Genomic DNA, 17,587 nt, shown 5'->3' with positions numbered 1-17,587 from the left:
AGGAGAAGGGGGAAGGGTGGTGCCGCAGCCTGGTGCCTGAGTGCCTGCCCCCGCAGAGCTCGCCATGAGCGAACGCGCACCCAGTCCGTCCAGACGCAACTTCCTCGCCAACAGTGCGGCCGCCCTCGGTGGCGCCTGCGCGGTGGCGGGGGGCGTCGGGCTTTACGCCGAGTCGGCCAAGGCGCGGCCGGCGCAGGCCATCCGCCCGCCCGGTGCGCTGGCGGAAGACGCCTTCCTCGGCGCCTGCGTGCGCTGCGGCCTGTGCGTGCGCGACTGTCCCTGGGACACCCTCAAGCTGGGCGTGCTGGGCAGCGGCGTGGTGGCCGGCACGCCTTACTTCGAGGCGCGTGAAGTGCCCTGCGAGATGTGCGAGGACATTCCGTGCGTGAAGGCCTGCCCCACCGGCGCGCTGGACCATGGGCTGACCGACATCACCGAATCGCGCATGGGGCTCGCGGTGCTGATCGACCAGGAGCACTGCCTCAACTTCCTCGGACTGCGCTGCGATGTGTGCTATCGCGTGTGTCCGGTCATCGACAAGGCCATCACGCTGGAATTCTTCCGCAATCCGCGCGAAGAGAGCGGGCCGAGCGGGCGGGCAGAGGGGGCCGAGCTGGCGCCGGGCCAGATCACCACGCGGCACGCCTTGCTACTGCCCACCGTGCACTCGGACGCCTGCACCGGCTGCGGCAAATGCGAGAAATCCTGTGTGCTGCCCGAGCCGGCGATCAAGGTGTTGCCGCGCAAGCTCGCCCAGGGCGCGCCAGCCGAGCACTACCGCAAGGGCTGGGAAGAGAAGGACAAGGCTGGCGGTTCGCTGATCGGCGAGCAGATCAAGCTGCCGGTGCGCGGGCTGGATGAAATGTCGGCGCCGGAGGCGCAGCCATGATGAGGGGGCTTCCCCTGGTCACTCACCGTGTCGTCCCTGCGCAGGCAGGGACCCAGTGTCTTTTGCACGAACCGGCAGGCACGACCGAAAAAGCAAAGTCGCTGGGTCCCTGCCTGAGCAGGGACGACGGAGAGAGAGGGGGCGGCCATGGCTGAGTCTTTGCGCCCCGGTCACGAAGCCATCCTCGCCAAGGGCTGGCTGGCCGCGCACAAGTGGCTGCTGTTGCGACGCCTGTCCCAGGTCGCCGTGATGATGCTGTTCCTGCTTGGCCCCTGGTTCGGCTGGTGGTTCGCCAAGGGCAATCTGGCCTCCAGCAAGTTGTTCGGAATCGTGCCGCTGACCGACCCCTTCGTGCTGGCGCAATCGCTCGCGGCGCGCCAGTGGCCGGTGGCCGAGGCCTTCATCGGCGTGGCGCTGGTGCTGGCCTTCTACCTGCTCGTCGGTGGGCGCGTGTTCTGTAGCTGGGTCTGCCCGGTGAACGTGGTCACGGATGCGGCCGCCTGGCTGCGTCGGCGCCTCGGCCTCAAGGGCGGGCGGGCGCCACACGAGGCGACGCGGCGCTGGTTGTTGCTGGGTGTTTTGCTGGCCGCCGCGCTGACCGGCAGCCTGGTGTGGGAATGGGTCAATCCGGTCTCGCTGCTGCAGCGCGGCCTGATCTTCGGGTTGGGCGCGGGCTGGGTCGTGATCGCGGCGATCTTCGTCTACGACCTGCTGGTGGCGCAGCGCGGCTGGTGTGGCCATCTCTGCCCGATGGGGGCGTTCTATGCGCAGCTTGGCCGTGTCGGCCTGCTGCGCGTGGCGGCGCCCAAGCGCGCGGCCTGCAACGACTGCATGGACTGTTTTGCCGTGTGCCCGGAGCCGCAGGTGATCCGCCCCGCCTTGAAGGGCGTGGGCCAGTCCCACGCGGTGATCCTGGATGGCGCCTGTACCAACTGCGGGCGCTGTATCGACGTATGCAGCAAGCATGTATTTGAAGCGGGAACCCGATTCGACAGGAGCGAAAAATGAAAAGACTGATGCTGATTCTCACCACCTGCCTGATGCTGGCACCCGCTTTCGCGCAGTCCGCCGCCGACAAGGCGCCGGACCCGACCGCCGGGATCAAGTCCTACGCGCTGCGTGGCGTACCGATCCAGGGGCCGGAGGCCGAATCGGACAACTTCCGCAACGAGCGCGACCAGCCGCCGCTGCCGCGCGACTTCGTCCAGCAACCGCCGCTGATCCCGCACACGATCAAGGGCTACAACATCACCGCCAACTTCAACAAGTGCATGGACTGCCACGCCTGGAGCCGCACCCGCGAGACCGGTGCGACCAAGGTCAGCGTGACCCACTTCCGCACCCGTGAGAACTCCGAGCTCTCCAACATCTCGCCGCGGCGCTACTTCTGTACTCAGTGCCATGTGTCGCAGACCGATGCTAAGCCGCTGGTGGAGAACAACTTCCAGCCCGCCCGCGGCATGCGTTGAACTGCCGCCTGCCGACAACAACAAGGAGAACGACATGAGCGACAGCAAACCGGGCATCAAGGGCTGCATCCAGGGCCTGTTGAAGCGCCAGTGGCAGGTGGGGCTGGGCGTGCTGAGCGTGGCCTTCATCGGCGGCATCCTGTTCTGGGGCGCCTTCAACACCGCGATGGAGTGGACCAACCGCGAGGCCTTCTGCATCTCCTGCCACGAGATGGAGGAGAACGTGTTCCGCGAGTACCAGACCACGGTGCACTACACCAACCGCACCGGGGTGCGCGCGACCTGCCCCGACTGTCATGTGCCCAAGGAGTGGGTGCCCAAGATCATCCGCAAGATCCAGGCCTCCAACGAGTTGCTGCACAAGGCACTGGGCTCCATCGACACGCCCGAGAAGTTCAATGCCAAGCGCCTGCAACTGGCCGAACACGAGTGGGCGCGCATGAAGGCGAACAACTCGCAGGAGTGCCGCAACTGCCATAACTACGACTACTTCGATTATTCGGAGCAGAACCGTCGATCCTCGGCCATGCACCAGCAGGGTTTCTCCAGCGGCATGACCTGCATCGACTGCCACAAGGGCATCGCCCACGCACTGCCGCCGGTGATGCAGTCGATTGGCACGCGTGAGGAAGGGGTGGCGCCGGAAATCATGCATCCGTCGACGCCGCAGAAATAGGCGCTGCCACATAAGCGCAACAAAGCCTGCACACACTCTCTCCGCGTCGCCGGCGTCAGACCGGCGCGCGAGGGAGTGGCATGTACCACAACAAGGACAAGCTGGTCGTCTTCGACGCCGACGGCACCATCATCGACGCCTTTGCCGCGATCGAGCGTACCTTTGCCAGCCATGGCATGGACATCGGCGATCTTGATCGCTTCCAGAAGCGTCGCCGTCTGTTCAAGTATTTCGGCGGGCTGCGCGAACTGCCGGGCAACCTGCGGCGACAGTTCGGCAAGCAGAGCCGGGCCGAGCTGCTGGCGACACTGACGCGCATCTACCGCGAGGAGGCCGCCTTGTACCCCGGGGTGGCCGAGCTGATCCGCGAACTGCTGGTGGTGCCGGGCATTCGCCTCGCGCTGGTCACACGGAACGTCTCCAACGAACCCGATGCGACGATGCGGCAGCTCTTCGCGCGCCACGACATCGACCTCGACGCCTTCGCCTACTTTGCCTGCCTGCCGCTGGGCGAGGCCAAGACCGAGCATTTCCGTCTGGCGCGCGCCAGCCTGGGCATCAACCCGGCGCGTGCCTTCGCCTGCGGCGACGAGCACAAGGATTACGCCGCCGCGCTGGGCGCAGGGCTTCATCCGCTGATTGTGTCTTACGGTTTCGAGGGGCACGAGCGCTTGACCGGCAAGTTCGGCATTCCGGAGGAGATCATCTCCAGCACACCCGAGGAACTGTGCGCGCGGCTGCGCCATGCCCTTGCCTGATCCGTGTGAAAAGCTATGACTTAAGGCTAGTCGGTGCTTGCCGACAGGTATGCTGTACTCCCCTCGGAGTGACTGCGTGGAGCCAAGCATGAACCAAGCGCAAAAGGCGGCCCAAGAGGCACCGGAGTGTGCCCATATCCTGGTGGTGGATGATCAGGCGACGACCCGGGCCATCCACAAGGCCATCCTGGAGAAGCGGTACTCCGTGGAGACGGCGGCCTCCGGTGACGAGGCGCTGAGCCTGTGCATGGGACGGCGGCCCGACCTGGTGCTGCTGGATGTGTCGATGCCTGGCCTCAACGGGTTCGACACCTGCCGTCGTCTGCTGGCGCATTTCGATCTGCCCATCATTTTCGTGACCGCGCACGACGAGATGGAGGAGCACCTCAAGGCCTACGATGCGGGCGGCACGGACATCATCGTCAAACCCGTGTCGGCCGAGATCCTGCTGCGCAAGGCCGCGCTGGCCATCGGCCAGCATCGCGAGCGCCTGCGCCTCCAGGCGGAGGAGGCCTCGCTGCGCGATGCGGCGAAGCATTCCCAGCAGTCCATCGGAGCAAGCGGCGTCCTGCTGGATTTCACCCGCGCAGCCCTGGCCAGCCGTAGCTACGAGGTGCTGGGGCAGAAGTTCATCGAGGCAGCCCGACGGCTGGGGGCTGACGTCTGCGTCGCACTGCGCCATGAGGAAGGGGCCACCATGCTCAGCGCACATGGTGAGGCGACTGGTCTGGAGCGCGCGGTACTGGAACAGTCCCGCGCCATGGGCGACGTGTTCCAGTTCAAGCAGCGCCTGGCGCTGAACTTCGACAAGGTATCGGTGGTCGTGTCCAACATGCCGGAGGACGCGCTCCAGGGCGAGCGTATGCGCAACAACATGGTGATGCTGTGCGAGACCACCGAGGCCCTGGTCGAGAACGTGTCGATGCGGCGCGAGTCGGCGGCGCGCGCGGACCAGATGCAGGTGGCGCTCGGGCAGGCGCTGATCAGCATGGAGCAGGTGCGCGGTGAGTACCAGCGCATGGTGGCCAAGGTCAGACTGACCCTGCACATGCTCACTGAGGACGTCGAGGACACCTATTCCTGGCTGGCGACTGACCGGTCGACCGAGGCCAGGATCGCCGACACCCTGCATGCGCACGTGGAGAGCATTCTTGCGACCCTCATGAATGGCGCGCGCGTTGATGACGGGCTGGAAAGCATCGCTGCCGTGTTGCGTGGCCGCAGCGGCGGCGAGGATGTCGAACTGTTCTGACTCAGCGCGCGAGGGACAGCACCAGCCCGGCCAGCGCGCAGCCCGCGATCACCCAGATCACGTTCGCCTTGAAGCGGAACAGGGCCAGTGCGGCGGCCGCCGAGAGGCCCATGGCCAGCCAGTCCGGCTGGCCCCATTGCTCCTGCGGCCACAGCACATGCCACACGAAGAACAGGGCGAGGTTCAGGATCACCCCGACCACCGCTGCGGTGATCGCGGTCAGCGGCGCGGTGAAGCGCAGCTCCCCGTGGGTGGATTCCACCAGCGGCCCGCCGGCCAGGATGAAGATGAAGGAGGGCAGGAAGGTGAACCAGGTCGCCACACACGCCCCCATGAGCGCCATGAACAGGATGCCGGGGCCGGACAGGAAGGCGCCGCTGGCGGCCTGCGTGGCTTCGTTCCAGCCGCCGACGAAGCCGACGAATGACACGATCATGATCAGCGGGCCGGGCGTGGTCTCGCCCAGAGCCAGGCCGTCCATCATCTGCGTCGCCCCCAGCCAGCCGTAGTGGCCCACCGCGCCCTGGTAGACATAGGGCAACACGGCATAGGCCCCGCCGAAGGTCAGCAGGGCTGCCTTGCTGAAGAACCAGCCCATCTGGGTCAGCGTATGCGCCCAGCCCAGGACCAGCGTCATCAGGCCCATGGGCAGCAGCCACAGGGCGGCACCGCTGGCCAGCACGGTGGCGAGGCGGCGACGGTTGAATCGCGCATGCGGCGGAGGCGGGGTGGCGTCGTCGATCAGGGCGGGGGCGGATTCCTTGTGAACTGAGCCATGAGCGTTGCCGGCGGCGAAATACTTTGGCGCGAGCCGCCCGCCAATGGCGCCGATCAGGGCTGCGCCGGCCACGATGGCGGGGAAGGGCAGGTGCAGCGCGAAGATCGCCACGAAGGCGGCGGCCGCGATCGCCCACAGTACGCCATTCTTGAGCGTGCGCGAACCGATGCGCCAGGCCGCGTGCAGTACGATCGCCACCACCGCCGGCTTGATGCCGTAGAACAGGCCGGCCACTAGGGTGGTGTGGCCGAAGGCCATGTACAGCCAGGACAGGGCGATCAGGATCAGCAGCGAGGGCAGCACGAACAGCGCGCCGGCAACGATGCCGCCCCAGGTCCGGTGCATCAGCCAGCCGAGGTAGGTGGCGAGCTGCTGCGCCTCGGGGCCGGGCAGCAACATGCAGTAGTTCAGGGCATGCAGGAAGCGCTGCTCCGAGATCCAGCGCCGGCGCGTCACCAGCTCGTCGTGCATCAGCGCGATCTGCCCCGCCGGCCCGCCGAAGCTGATGAAGCCCAGCTTGAGCCAGAAGGCGAAGGTCTCGCGGCGGGGGATGGTGGGCTCTGACATGGTGGCGGCGCGCGGGCGAAGGCGGGATGCCGATCCTAGCAGCCGGCGCATGACAAGCGCGCGGATCGTCCGGGGTGCCTGGGGAAAAAAACGGCTCGTCCGGGAGGTTGGTCGGACGAGCCGTGAAGGAGGAGAGCCCGGCGTGGCTCTCCATGCGCTCGCTACAGGATGCGGCCTGCTTGCCTGTCGTCCCGCGTGAGGCCGCTCAGGGCCTGGTGCAGGGCGACGCCGGCACCGACCAGGGCGGCCTGGGCGCCGGTGACGACGAAACTGGGGATGGTGCTGAGATAGGCCGAGAAGCGGCCCTTCTGCTCGAAGCGCGCGCGGAAGGGCGAGCGTGCGAAGTAGTCGCCCAGGCGCGGCACGATGCCACCGCCGATGTAGATGCCGCCGCGCGCCCCCAGGGTCAGCGCCAGGTTGGCGGCCTGGGTGCCGAGCAGCGCGCAGAACATGTCCAGGGCGTCGGTGCATAGGCGGTCACCACCAGTCAGAGCCTGTCGCGTGATGTGCTCGGCGCTGACGGCTTCTGCCGGCCAATCGCGCACTGCCGCGAGCGCGCCGTGCAGGCTGACGAGTCCCGGCCCGGATAACACGCGTTCGGCTGAAACGTGGGGAAACTCGGCAGCCAGGCGTGCGATGACGGCCCATTCCTCCGCTGTCTGCGCAGCCAGCGTGACGTGCCCACCCTCGCCAGCCAGCACCTGGTAGCGCCCTGACTCCCACAACAGGCCGGACACCCCGAGGCCGGTGCCAGGCCCGATCACCCCGATGGCGCTGCCCGCCATTGCCGTGCCGCCTCCGATCTGCCGGCGCTCCGTCTCGCCCAGGCGCGGCAAGGCCAGCGCGAGTGCGCTGAAGTCGTTGATGACCAGCAGGCGGCTCAGGCCAAGTCGCTCCTGCACGCTCCTGATCGAGAAGCGCCAGTGGTTGTTGGTCATGCCGATTGCATCGCCGGTGATCGGCGTGGCAACGCCCAGGGCGGCTGCACGTGGTGGGCCGCCTGGGCTGCGCGCGATGTAGTCGCGCAGCGCGGCTTCGGGGCCCGCGTAGTCGGCACAGCGCAGGGTCGTCGCGTGGTGCACCTGACCGTGGACGTCGAGCCGTGCGAAGCGTGCGTGGGTGCCGCCGATGTCGCCGACGAGGGCGTCTTCCAGCAGCGGTGGGAGGACGGGAAGAGGCGGATGACTGTGGTCCATGGTGGGAAGGGTCAGCGGCAGCCGACGGTGTTGCCGTTGTCGAAGTGGCGGGTGCCAGCCGGGCAGTTGAAGGGCTTGACCGGAGCGAGATGACAAGTGAATCGCCCGCCTGCCATCGAGCCGGGCACCAGGAACCAGCCCGGCGGGCAGGTCTCTGCTGTGCTGGTGGGACGGGTCTCCAGGGTCACGGTGGGCAGGGCTGCAGCGGCGGCCTGGGCGTTGACCGGCACGGGCTGCGGCGTGCTGGGGCGCTCGCTCGCCGGACGCACGTTCAGTGTGCCCTTGATGCTGCCCTCGCATGGGCTGCGGGTGCTCGCGCCGCGCAGGCTGATGGTGTACTCGCCCGTTGCCGCGTAGCGGTGGCGGACTTCTGATTGCACGCGGCCGTCTTCTCCCAGGCGCAGTGCCTGCGGGGGCGTGCGGTCGCCGAAGTCGATCACGGCGTCGCACATGGGGGTGGAGATGCCGGCCGAGCCCATGGCCTTGAGGCGGATCACCAGCGGCACCTCGACGCCACCGGCGTCCAGATAGACCGTTTCCTCCAGTGGGTAGACGGCGCGCAGCTCGAAGATGTTGGCCATCGCGGGGTTCGTGATTGCCATCAGGCCAAGCGCCGGAACGAGAAATCTCTTTGTCATTGTGGGGCCCTGTCTGGGCGGGTGGGCGACAGGCGTGCCATCTGCCGCCCACCCGGTACAACACTTACAAACGGAGGTTTACCACCAGGCCTCGGCCTGGATGCCGATGCTGGAGCCACTCTTCGCGTTGCCGAAGACCTGCTGGGTCTGCGGCTCGGCGTTGAGCGCCACGCGCGCGGCTTCGTTCCACCAGGCGTGGGTGTAGAACAGGCGGATGGTCGGGCGCGAGCCGGCATCCGGGCCGCCCGAGATGGCGGTGGCCAGCGTCAGCTTGGTCATGGTGCGCTTCTCGCCGTTGGAGGGCTTCACCTGGTCGTAGCCCGCCTCGACCAGGAAGCGGAACGGGCCCGAAATATGGGTGTCGGTGCGGGCGCCGATGGAGGCCCACTTCTCGTCGTAGCCGGCGTTGAAGAAGTCGCGCACGCGGTACTCGGCAATCGCGTCCCAGTAGGTCTTCATGCTCTGCACGGCACCGGTCTGCTGCACCACGATACGGGTGTTCTTCTGGCCGATGCCGCCGCGTGCGACTTCGTTCTTGTCGTAGCGGAAACCCACGGTGGTGCTGCCGCCCAGGGTGCCCTGGGTGGTGTGGTACAGGCCCAGCGCGTTGCCGTTGGGTTGATCGACCGGGTCGGTCTGGGTGACCTGGTCGTGGGATTTCGACTGGCGTTCGAAGTTGGTGTAGATCGCCAGCTCGTTGCCCTCGCCGAAGGTGCGGATATTGGTCAGGCGGAAGGGGAAGGCGTAGCGGTTGTCATTGGTGTCCTGCACGCGCGGATTCATCATGAAGGCGAGGCTCAGCTTGCCGAAGCCCAGGTTCATGTTCTCCAGGCCGGCGCCGTCACCATCGTTGTTCTCCAGGAACTGGTCGTTGATGCCCAGTTGCAGGCGGTTGTAGAAGCGGCGGCCGGCCCACACGGTACCGCCGGCCAGTTGCGGGATGTTGCTGCCGTAGGCATAGACCTGGCCGTAGCGTGTCATCAGCTCATCGGTGCCGTTTTCCTGCGTGCCCCAGGCGCGGTAGACCGAGGGCATGAAGTGCACATGCCACTCCGATTTGTCCGCCAGCGTGGCCAGCGTCGCGTTGAAGTTGGGCTCGATCACGTAGTCGCATTCGTTGCCGAGGCGCCACTTGGTGTCGGCACCGGGCAGCTTGAAGCAGGTCATCGTGCCACCACTGGTGTTGATGCCGGTGCCGGCGCGGAAGTAGCCGGAAAAGTCGACAGTGGCGGCGTGGCTGGCGCCGCTCGTGCCGGCCAGCGTCAGCGCAATCAACAAGGTGCTTCTCTTCATCTCAGTCTCCTCTGTGGGTGTGAGTCAGGTCGTCGCGTGGGCGAGTCCTGGGAACAGCAGTGATTGGGGCGTCGGCGTGCTCAGTGGCTGGGGGCTGCCGACAGGGCCTGGCCACCCGCATCGAACAGCAGCGTGCGGCCGGTTTTTGGGATGATTCCAATGTCATTGCCGGAGACGAGCTCGGTACGTTCGCCTGGCAGGCGGATGGTCAGTGGCTGGTTGGAGCCCTGCAGGCGGGCGTAAAGAATCACTGCGTCGCCCAGGTGCTCGATCAGGTCGACGCGCGCGGCCAGGCCCTCGCCGGCAGGGGCGACCGTGATGTGCTCGGGACGCACGCCGAGGGTCAGCGGCCCGCTGGCGGTGTCGAGGCTGACGCCCGGCACCTGGATCGCGCCGGCATGGTCGAAGCCGAGCTTGAGACCGGCGTCTTCGCGGCGGATGTCTTCGCAGCGCAGGAAGTTCATGCGCGGCGAGCCGAGGAAGCCGGCGACGAACTGGTTGCCCGGGGTGTCGTAGAGGTCCAGCGGGCGGCCGAACTGTTCCACGTAACCGTTGTGGAAGACCGCGATGCGGTCGCCCATGGTCATCGCTTCGACCTGGTCGTGGGTCACGTAGATCATCGTGGTGCCCAGCTCGCGGTGCAGCTTGGTCAGCTCGATGCGCATCTGCACGCGCAGCGCGGCGTCGAGGTTGGACAGCGGCTCATCGAACAGGAACACGCGCGGCTTGCGCACGATGGCGCGGCCGATCGCCACGCGCTGCCGCTGCCCGCCGGACAAGGCCTTGGGCTTGCGTTCCAGCAGGTGGGTGATCTGCAGGATCTCGGCGGCGCGGCCCACGGCCGTCTTGACCTTGGCCTTGTCCTCGCCGGCCAGCTTGAGGGCGAAGCCCATGTTCTCGGCCACCGTCATGTGCGGGTACAGCGCGTAGCTCTGGAACACCATGGCCACGCCACGCTGGGCGGGTGGGATGTCATTGATGCGCGTGTCGCCGATCAGGATGTCGCCCGAGCTGATGTCCTCCAGCCCGGCGATCATGCGCAGCAGCGTGGACTTGCCGCAGCCTGATGGGCCGACGAAGACGGCGAACTCGCCGCGCGCGATCTGCAGGTCGATGCCGTGCAGGACTTCGGTGCCATCCGGATAGGTCTTGCGGACCTGGCGCAGGGTCAGGGTGGTCATGCGGTGCGCTCCTTGGATTGACCGGCCTGTTGCCGGATGAACTCGCGGTACCAGAGCGCGCTGTCCTTGAGGGTGCGGACTTGCGTGGCGTAGTCGACATGCACGATGCCGAAACGCTTGGCGTAGCCCCATTCCCACTCGAAGTTGTCGAACAGGCTCCAGTAGAAGTAGCCGCGCACATCGACGCCGGCGGCGCGGGCGCGCTCGACGGCCGCGAGATGGCCTTGCAGGTAGGCGATGCGCTCGGCATCCGCCACCCGCCCGCCCTGTAGCCTGTCGGCGCAAGCCATGCCGTTCTCGGTGATGAAGATCGGCGGCAGCGTGTAGTCGCGCTTGAGCCCCAGCAGCAGTTCGGTGAGGCCTTCGGGATAGGTCTCCCAGCCCATGTCGTTGAAACCCTGAGGGCCCGGCGCGGGCACCGGCGGCTGGGCTGCGGAGGCCCAGATGCGCGTGTAGTAATTGATGCCGAGGAAATCGAGGGGCTGGCCTATCGTCATGAAATCGTTTTCATGAATGCGCGGCAAACGGGTGTAGTGGGTCTTGTCGGGATAGCGGCCGAGGAAGATGGGGTCGGCGTACCAGCGCACGAAGTCGCCATAGGCACGTTCTGCGGCCGCGACATCCTCCGGTGAGGAGCTGGCCGGATGGGCGGGCGACTGGTTCAGCACGATGCCCAGCGGTGTCTTGCAGCCGGCCGCGCGCATGGCCTGCAGCGCCATGCCGTGCGATAGCAGCAGGTGGTGCGCCACCTGCAGCGCGGTGGCCTCGTCGCGGATGCCGGGGGCGAACTCGCCCAGCAGGTTACCCTTGATGGCCGTGCACCAGGGTTCGTTGTGGGTGGCGATACTGGCGACGCGGTCGCCCAGGCGCCGCGCGATGAATTCGGCATAGTCGGCAAAGCGTGCGCAGGTGTCGCGCGCGGCCCAGCCGCCCTGGTCCTGCAGTGCTTGTGGCAAGTCCCAGTGGTACAGCGTGAGGTGGGGCGCGATGCCCAGCTCCAGCAGGCGGTCAACCAGGCGTTCGTAAAATGCCAGGCCTTGTTCGTTCCACGCGCCGGCGCCATTTGGTTGCACGCGCGGCCAGGCCACCGAGAAGCGGTAGGCGTTGACGCCCAGGCCGGCGATCAGGTCGAGGTCTTCGCGCCAGCGGTGGTAGTGGTCGCAGGCCACGTCGCCGGTGTCGCCGTTGAACACCTTGCCGGGCGTGTGCGAGAAAGTGTCCCAGATGGAGAGGCCACGGCCGTCTTCGCGCGCGGCGCCCTCGATCTGGAAGGCACTGGTGGCGACACCCCAGGTGAAGTCGGAAGGGAAGTTGAGACTGTTCATTGTGCGTGTTGTTGATGTCATATTCTGGAGGAGGGTCAGGATTTCACGGCGCCCGCGGTGAGCCCTTCGATCAGGCGGCGCGAGGCGACGACGAACATCAGCATCAGGGGCAGCACAGAGATGGCCGATCCCGCGCAGATGGCACCCCAGGGCGTCTGCCCGGTGCCCTGCATGGAGCGCAGGGCGAGCGGTACGGTGAAGTGCGCCATGTCGTTCATCACCACCAGCGGACCCATGAAGTTGTTCCACGAGGTGATGAAGGTCACCAGGCCCAACGTGCCCATCGCCGGGCCGATCAAGGGCAGCACGATGCGCAGGTAGATGCCGAACTCGCCGCAGCCGTCGATGCGCGCGGCGTCGATCAGTTCGCGCGGGATGGCCGAGCCGATGTACTGCCGCATCATGAACACGCCTAGCGCACCGCAGGCAGCCGGCACAAACAGTGCGCGCGGCTCGTTCATCCAGCCCAGGGTGCTCATGATCAGCACGGTGGGGATCATGTTGATGAAGGCCGGCAGCAGCAGCGTGGCCATGACCACCGCGAACAGCTTCTCCTTATAGCGGAACTCGTACATGGCGAAGGCATAACCCGCCAACGAGCATAAGAAGAGGTTCAGCAGCGTGGTGGCCAGCGCGATGTACACGCTCCAGCCGATGTTGTGCCAGAAGTAGGGCACGCGCTGCAGCAGGATGCCCAGGTTGTCGAGAAAGGCCGTGCCCGGCAACAGGGGAGGTGGCACCGACAGGATTTCGCGATCCGTGTGGGTGGCGAAGATGAACATGAAGTAGAAGGGGATCAGCATGACCAGCGCGCCGAAGCCAACCGTGGCGTAGGCGGCAGCGTTGGAGAGCGGGGCGCGGGCGTACAGGCTGTGAGTGGCGTGACTCATGAGGGCCTCAGTCCTTCTTGCCGAACAGGCGGTTGTTGGCCCAGGTGATGAGCGCGATGAGGATGAACAGCAACCAGGCCACGGCCGAGGCGGTGCCGAAGTCGCTCTCGCCGAAGGCGGTGGTGAAGACATGCATGGCTGCCGTCTTGCCCGCCTGGTCGATACCGCCCGAGCCGGACATACGCCCGTCGCCCGCCGAAGCGGCGGTCAGCACGAAGGGCTCCTCGAAGAGTTGCAGGTTGCCGATGATGGTCAGCGTGACCGCGAAGTAGATCATCGGCTTGAGCATCGGCAGCGTGATGTGGCGGAACTGTTGCCAGCGCGTCGCGCCGTCCATGGTGGCGGCTTCGTACAGATCCTTCGGGATGGTCTGCATGGCCGACAGGTACAGCACCGTGTTGAAGCCCACGTAGCGCCACCACACGACGAAGGAGATCATCGTTTTGGAATACTGGGGTTGCGCCCAGTCGATGTTCTCGGCGGGGAACAGAGCACCCAGCAGGGGCACCTGAGAGGCAGCATGCAGGATGCTGTTGATGACGCCGAACTCGCGCGAGAACAGGGCGGTGAACACCAGCGAGATCGCCACCGTCGAGGTGATGAAGGGCAGGAAGTAGATGCCCACGAAGGTGTTGCGGAGGCGCCCGAAGGCCGTCTGCAGGAAGAAGGCCAGCGGCAGCGCCACCAGGTGCTGCGGCAGACCGGAGGCAATCGCGATCCAGCCGGTGTTGTAGAGAGACTTGTGGAACCAGTCGTCCTTCGTGATCAGGTAGAGGTAGTTCTCCAGACCGATCCACTTCATGCCGGCCAGGCCCGAGGTCGGGTCCCATTGGTGGAAGGACACGAAGATCGAGAACAGCAAGGGGAACAGCCCGAACACCAGGAACAGGATGAAGAAGGGGCTGATGAACAGGTAGGGCGCCCAGTCGCGCATGCGGAAGTAGCGGCGCCAGCTCTGGCTGCTCACGCGCGCCGGGATGACATCCTGTTCGGTAGCCATGTGTTGGATCGAGGACACGGTTCGTTTTCCTTGCACGGACGCCTCCTTCGGCATGCATCAGGCATGCGTACGGGTACTTGGACGATGCTTGCCTTGTACCGGAAGCCGGGCGTCCCGTGTGGGCCGGTACCGCCATGAGGCGGGGCGGTACCGGCCGCAGGTCAGGGGGAGGGTTTCAGCTCGCCATCAACGACGGGCGCGACGCTCAATCTGGGCCTTGGCATCCGCCAGGGCCTGCTTGATGTCCTTGTTCTTCATCAGGACGTTGTCGAGCTCGGAATCGACGATCTCCTTGGCCACCACGTCGTACTTGTCGACGTCGATGGCGGCGATCTTGTCGGCGGCGTCCTTCCACAGACGACGTGCCTTCTGGTCACCCAGGTAGGCCACCGGTTCGTCCAGGAAGGCGTCGTTCTGCGCGGCGATCAGCGAGGGGAAGGCATCCAGTTTGCGGAAGGCCTCAAGCTGCATGTCCTTGTTGAGGGTGAGGAACTTGATGAACTCCCAGGCCGCCGCCTTGTTCTGCGCCTTGGCCGGGATGGCGTAGAAGGAGCCGCCCCAGGAGGCGTAGGCGCCGCCCGGCAACTGGGCCGCCCGCCACTTGCCCTTGCCTTCCGGATTCAGCCAGTTGTTCAGGTGGCCGGCGAACCAGGCGCCGAAGGCCTGGGTGGCGAACTTGTCGCGCTTGTAGGCCTCGCTCCACTCGTTGCTCCAGGCGTTGATGTTGCCGTCCAGGCCGTTGCTGCGCACCGCCTTGGCCAGCTCGAAGGCACGCTGGAAGCGCGCGCTGTCCACCTGCGGCTTGCCCTGCTTGTCGAAGTAGATGCCTTCGCCGTCCTTGAGCCCGCTGCGGATGACGATGTCCTTGATGTCGACGGCGCTCGGGATCAGGTAGGCGCCGGTCGCCGCCTTGATCTTCTTGCCCGACTCGATGTAGCTCTCCCAGCTCTTGACCAGATCGCTCTCCGACACACCGGCCTTGTCCAGCATGTCCTTGCGGTAGAACAGCGTGCCGGGGCCGATGTCGGTGGGCATCGCGGCGAGTCCGCCCGCCGCGTTCTGCGCCTGCGGGAAGCTGAAGCGTGCGATCTGGGCGCGGTACTGGGCTGCGTTGTAGGGCGCCTTGCTGAGGTCTTCCAGGCCGCCGGATTCGGCGAACTTGCCGATGAAGCCGAAGTCGACCGCCATCACGTCCGGCAGGTTGGCGCCGGTGGCCAGCGCCGTCGTCATGGCCGTGTGGTGGTCGCCGTAGGCCAGGCTCACCAGCTTGATCTCGACGTTGGGATGCAGCTTCTTGTAGAGCGGGATCGCTGCCTTGGCGGCGCGATCCAGGTCGGGGAAGGAGGCGACCGTCACGGTCGTCGTCTGGGCGAAGGCAGTGGCCGACAGGGCCAGGCCCAGGGCGCAGATGATGGGGCGCAGCGCGCGTTGCATGATTCCTTATCTCCTCGTTTTTGTGAAAACGTTATCACGTTTGGAGACGGTCACGCGCCCAGGGGCACGCGCAGCCGAGTCCAAGCGGACAGTCCGACGCCGGTTGCCGCCCGCCGTCCCTCGCCTCTGGCGGGGATTGCTTGCGGCGCTGCTTGAGCGCGAGGAGCCTGGGTCGAGACGCGACCTGCGAACATGTCCGCAGCCATGGCTGCGTGGGGTGGGTCTCTACTGCTGGGCTCTTTGTGTGAAATCGTTTTCACATTTTGGCGTGATCACGACTTCGTTTTATTGAGCGCATTTCAGTCTGCACTAGCGGGCTTGTCAACGAGGATTGTGTCTTGTTCGGGAAAGTCCCTATGGGGGTCTGTCGGGCGGAGTGGCGCGCGTCTATGTAAAAAATGTATTTTTATCATGCGCTTAACTTCTGTTCTTCTGGTGATGAGCTGTGTCGGCGAGCCCAGGCTCCCGCTAAGTGTGTCATCGGTGGAGGCATGTCGTTGGCATCGACAAGGCCTCTTGCGGTTTCCTGCTGTGCCGCTTAGACTGCGGAAAAGATTGAAAACGTTTTCAATCAAAAAGGCACAGACAGGCTGTGCCGAACCCACCACAGAGGAGATGACGATGAAAAGCATTTCAGCGCGGGGCCTGCTGGTTCTGGCCTGTCTCGCCGGGTTGTCCGCCCCGGCTTACGCCCAGGTCGTCGACGAGCATCGCAGCGCGTGCGAGGCCGAAGCGAATGCACGTCGTTTGAAAGGGGCGGAGTTCGACAAGTACCTGTCCGATTGCCTGGACAAGCGTGTCGACGCCCGCATGACCCTGGCGTCGGTGCCAGGTGAGAAGCTGGAAGGCTGCAAGCGGGCGGCCAGCGCGCTGCGCCTGCAAGGCGACAAGCGCCGCGATTTCGTCGTGAAATGCGCGTCCCGTCAGCCCGATTCGGCGGGCACCTCGGTCGTGCCCAACGAGAAGATGCAGGCCTGCAAGCGTGAAGCCAACGCGCGCCGCTACAAGGGCAAGGCCATGGACGACTATGTGGCGGGCTGTACCGCACCGCTCGAGTTGTGAAGCCGGGGGCGTCGTGTCAGGCAGGGCGCTGACCAGGCACGACGGCCTGAGCACCAGGGTGCTCAAGTATCATCGGGCCTTCCCAAACGCACTGAAATGAACGATATGCATGCCGCAGGGGATGCCGAGCAGGCCGTCGGCCAGGCTGACGACGCCCAGGCCGCGCCGGAAGATGCGCAGAACGTGACCGTGCTGGATGTGGCGCGCCTGGCCAAGGTGTCGGTCAGCACGGTGTCGCGCATCCTCAATGGCTCGGCCCGCGTCTCGGCCGAGAAGCGCGACGCGGTCGAGGCCGCCATTCGCGCACTGGACTTCAAGCCGAACCTTTTTGCGCGCAGCCTCAAGATGGGCACCACCATGACGGTCGGGGTGGTGACGCAGGACATCGAAAGCCCGTTCTTCACCCGCGTCATGCGCGGCGTGGAAGATGCATTGAGCGGCTCAGGCTATGCACCCATCATCGTCAGCGGGCACTGGAACGCGGTCGAGGAAGAGGAGCGCATCCGCCTGCTGATGGCGCGTCGCGTCGACGGCATCGTCATCATCACCGGCCGCCTGGAGGACGCTACGGTGCGCGAGTTGGCCCAGCGCCAGCCGATCGTGATGGCCGGCCGCGAAGTGCAGGCGCACAACGTGCGCTCGGTCTACTTCGACCAGGAATACGGTGGCTACCTCGCCACGCGCCACCTGCTGAGCATGGGACATCGGCGCATCGCCTACATCTCCGGCGCGCGCGACCAGCTCGATGCGCAGCGGCGTTTCGCCGGCTACTGCCGCGCCTTGCAGGAGGCCGGGGTCGACTACGACGAGGTGCTGGTGCAGCCGGGCGACTTCACCGAGAACGGCGGGGTGCTCGCGATGACGCGATTGCTCGATTCGCAGCAGGCCTTCACCGCGGTGTTTGCCGCCAACGACCAGACGGCCATCGGTGCGCGCATGGTGCTGCATCGGCGCGGCATCCGCGTGCCGGACGACATCTCGCTGGTGGGCTTCGACGACCTGCCGGTGTCGGCCTACCTCACGCCACCGCTCACCACGGTGCGCCAGCCGCTGTTCGAGATGGGCTTCTACTGCGGCGCCACGCTGCTGCGCATGCTGGGCCATGCCACACCGGAACGCGACTTGCCCGGGCTGGAACTGATCGTGCGCGACACCGTGCGGCGGGCCTGAAGAGCTTGG

The 17,587-nt window shown here is 66.1% G+C and carries 17 protein-coding genes; 8 read left to right on the top strand and 9 right to left on the bottom strand.

Annotation, left to right across the window (positions count from 1 at the left end):
- The first annotated feature begins 64 nt into the window (after positions 1-64).
- The 6 genes from NMB43_RS17685 to NMB43_RS17660 all read left to right on the top strand — a co-directional run bounded on the left by NMB43_RS17685 (position 65) and on the right by NMB43_RS17660 (position 5,044).
- Complete coding sequence (locus NMB43_RS17685) at positions 65-889, top strand: ferredoxin-type protein NapG (RefSeq protein ID WP_494349484.1); 825 nt, start codon at positions 65-67, stop codon at positions 887-889.
- 147 nt (positions 890-1,036) lie between these two features.
- Positions 1,037-1,897 carry a quinol dehydrogenase ferredoxin subunit NapH gene (napH, locus tag NMB43_RS17680; protein ID WP_494349483.1) on the top strand — a complete coding sequence of 287 codons (861 nt, stop codon included), beginning with the start codon at positions 1,037-1,039 and terminating at the stop codon, positions 1,895-1,897.
- On the top strand, positions 1,894-2,358 hold the full coding sequence (locus NMB43_RS17675) for a nitrate reductase cytochrome c-type subunit (RefSeq protein WP_494349482.1): 465 nt from the start codon (positions 1,894-1,896) through the stop codon (positions 2,356-2,358). The genes napH and NMB43_RS17675 overlap by 4 nt, the downstream gene beginning before the upstream one ends.
- A gap of 34 nt (positions 2,359-2,392) precedes the next feature.
- The gene (locus tag NMB43_RS17670; protein WP_494349481.1) at positions 2,393-3,034 is read left to right on the top strand and encodes a NapC/NirT family cytochrome c; all 642 of its coding nucleotides are present in this window, start codon (positions 2,393-2,395) and stop codon (positions 3,032-3,034) included.
- Between the two features lie 80 nt (positions 3,035-3,114).
- On the top strand, positions 3,115-3,792 hold the full coding sequence (locus NMB43_RS17665; RefSeq protein WP_494349480.1) for an HAD family hydrolase: 678 nt from the start codon (positions 3,115-3,117) through the stop codon (positions 3,790-3,792).
- A gap of 88 nt (positions 3,793-3,880) precedes the next feature.
- Positions 3,881-5,044, top strand: coding sequence for a response regulator (locus tag NMB43_RS17660; protein WP_494349479.1), 1,164 nt, complete (start codon positions 3,881-3,883; stop codon positions 5,042-5,044).
- Between the two features lies 1 nt (position 5,045).
- Here the strand turns inward: NMB43_RS17660 and chrA are convergent, their stop codons facing one another.
- From chrA to NMB43_RS17615, 9 genes are all read right to left on the bottom strand, one after another.
- Positions 5,046-6,389, bottom strand: coding sequence for a chromate efflux transporter (gene chrA / locus NMB43_RS17655; protein WP_494349478.1), 1,344 nt, complete (start codon positions 6,387-6,389; stop codon positions 5,046-5,048).
- A 161-nt stretch (positions 6,390-6,550) separates the two neighbouring features.
- On the bottom strand, positions 6,551-7,585 hold the full coding sequence (locus NMB43_RS17650) for a glucokinase (protein ID WP_494349477.1): 1,035 nt from the start codon (positions 7,583-7,585) through the stop codon (positions 6,551-6,553).
- Between the two features lie 11 nt (positions 7,586-7,596).
- Entirely contained in the window at positions 7,597-8,187 is a 591-nt protein-coding gene (locus NMB43_RS17645; protein WP_494349476.1) for a hypothetical protein, read from the bottom strand.
- A gap of 114 nt (positions 8,188-8,301) precedes the next feature.
- Complete coding sequence (locus NMB43_RS17640; RefSeq protein WP_494349475.1) at positions 8,302-9,516, bottom strand: carbohydrate porin; 1,215 nt, start codon at positions 9,514-9,516, stop codon at positions 8,302-8,304.
- An 80-nt stretch (positions 9,517-9,596) separates the two neighbouring features.
- Positions 9,597-10,697 (bottom strand): ABC transporter ATP-binding protein, encoded by a 1,101-nt coding sequence (locus NMB43_RS17635; protein ID WP_494349474.1) that lies wholly within the window; start codon positions 10,695-10,697, stop codon positions 9,597-9,599.
- A complete protein-coding gene (locus NMB43_RS17630; RefSeq protein ID WP_494349473.1) occupies positions 10,694-12,022 on the bottom strand; it encodes a GH1 family beta-glucosidase in 1,329 nt (442 codons plus the stop codon). Before NMB43_RS17630 ends, NMB43_RS17635 begins: the two co-directional genes overlap by 4 nt.
- Positions 12,023-12,057: 35 nt before the next feature.
- Positions 12,058-12,912 carry a carbohydrate ABC transporter permease gene (locus NMB43_RS17625; protein WP_494349472.1) on the bottom strand — a complete coding sequence of 285 codons (855 nt, stop codon included), beginning with the start codon at positions 12,910-12,912 and terminating at the stop codon, positions 12,058-12,060.
- 7 nt (positions 12,913-12,919) lie between these two features.
- Entirely contained in the window at positions 12,920-13,912 is a 993-nt protein-coding gene (locus tag NMB43_RS17620) for a carbohydrate ABC transporter permease (RefSeq protein ID WP_494349471.1), read from the bottom strand.
- Positions 13,913-14,098: 186 nt separating this feature from the next.
- Positions 14,099-15,346 (bottom strand): ABC transporter substrate-binding protein, encoded by a 1,248-nt coding sequence (locus NMB43_RS17615; protein ID WP_494349470.1) that lies wholly within the window; start codon positions 15,344-15,346, stop codon positions 14,099-14,101.
- A 621-nt stretch (positions 15,347-15,967) separates the two neighbouring features.
- On the opposite strand from NMB43_RS17615, the gene NMB43_RS17610 reads away from it, so the two are divergent.
- Both NMB43_RS17610 and NMB43_RS17605 read left to right on the top strand, forming a co-directional pair.
- Positions 15,968-16,408 (top strand): hypothetical protein, encoded by a 441-nt coding sequence (locus NMB43_RS17610; RefSeq protein ID WP_494349469.1) that lies wholly within the window; start codon positions 15,968-15,970, stop codon positions 16,406-16,408.
- Between the two features lie 96 nt (positions 16,409-16,504).
- Positions 16,505-17,578, top strand: coding sequence for a LacI family DNA-binding transcriptional regulator (locus NMB43_RS17605; RefSeq protein ID WP_494349468.1), 1,074 nt, complete (start codon positions 16,505-16,507; stop codon positions 17,576-17,578).
- Positions 17,579-17,587: the final 9 nt, after the last annotated feature.

The sequence above is a fragment of the Uliginosibacterium sangjuense genome, assembly GCF_059132465.1.
Note: the sequence above shows the minus strand (reverse complement) of the source record. Positions and strands in the feature narration are given on the sequence as shown.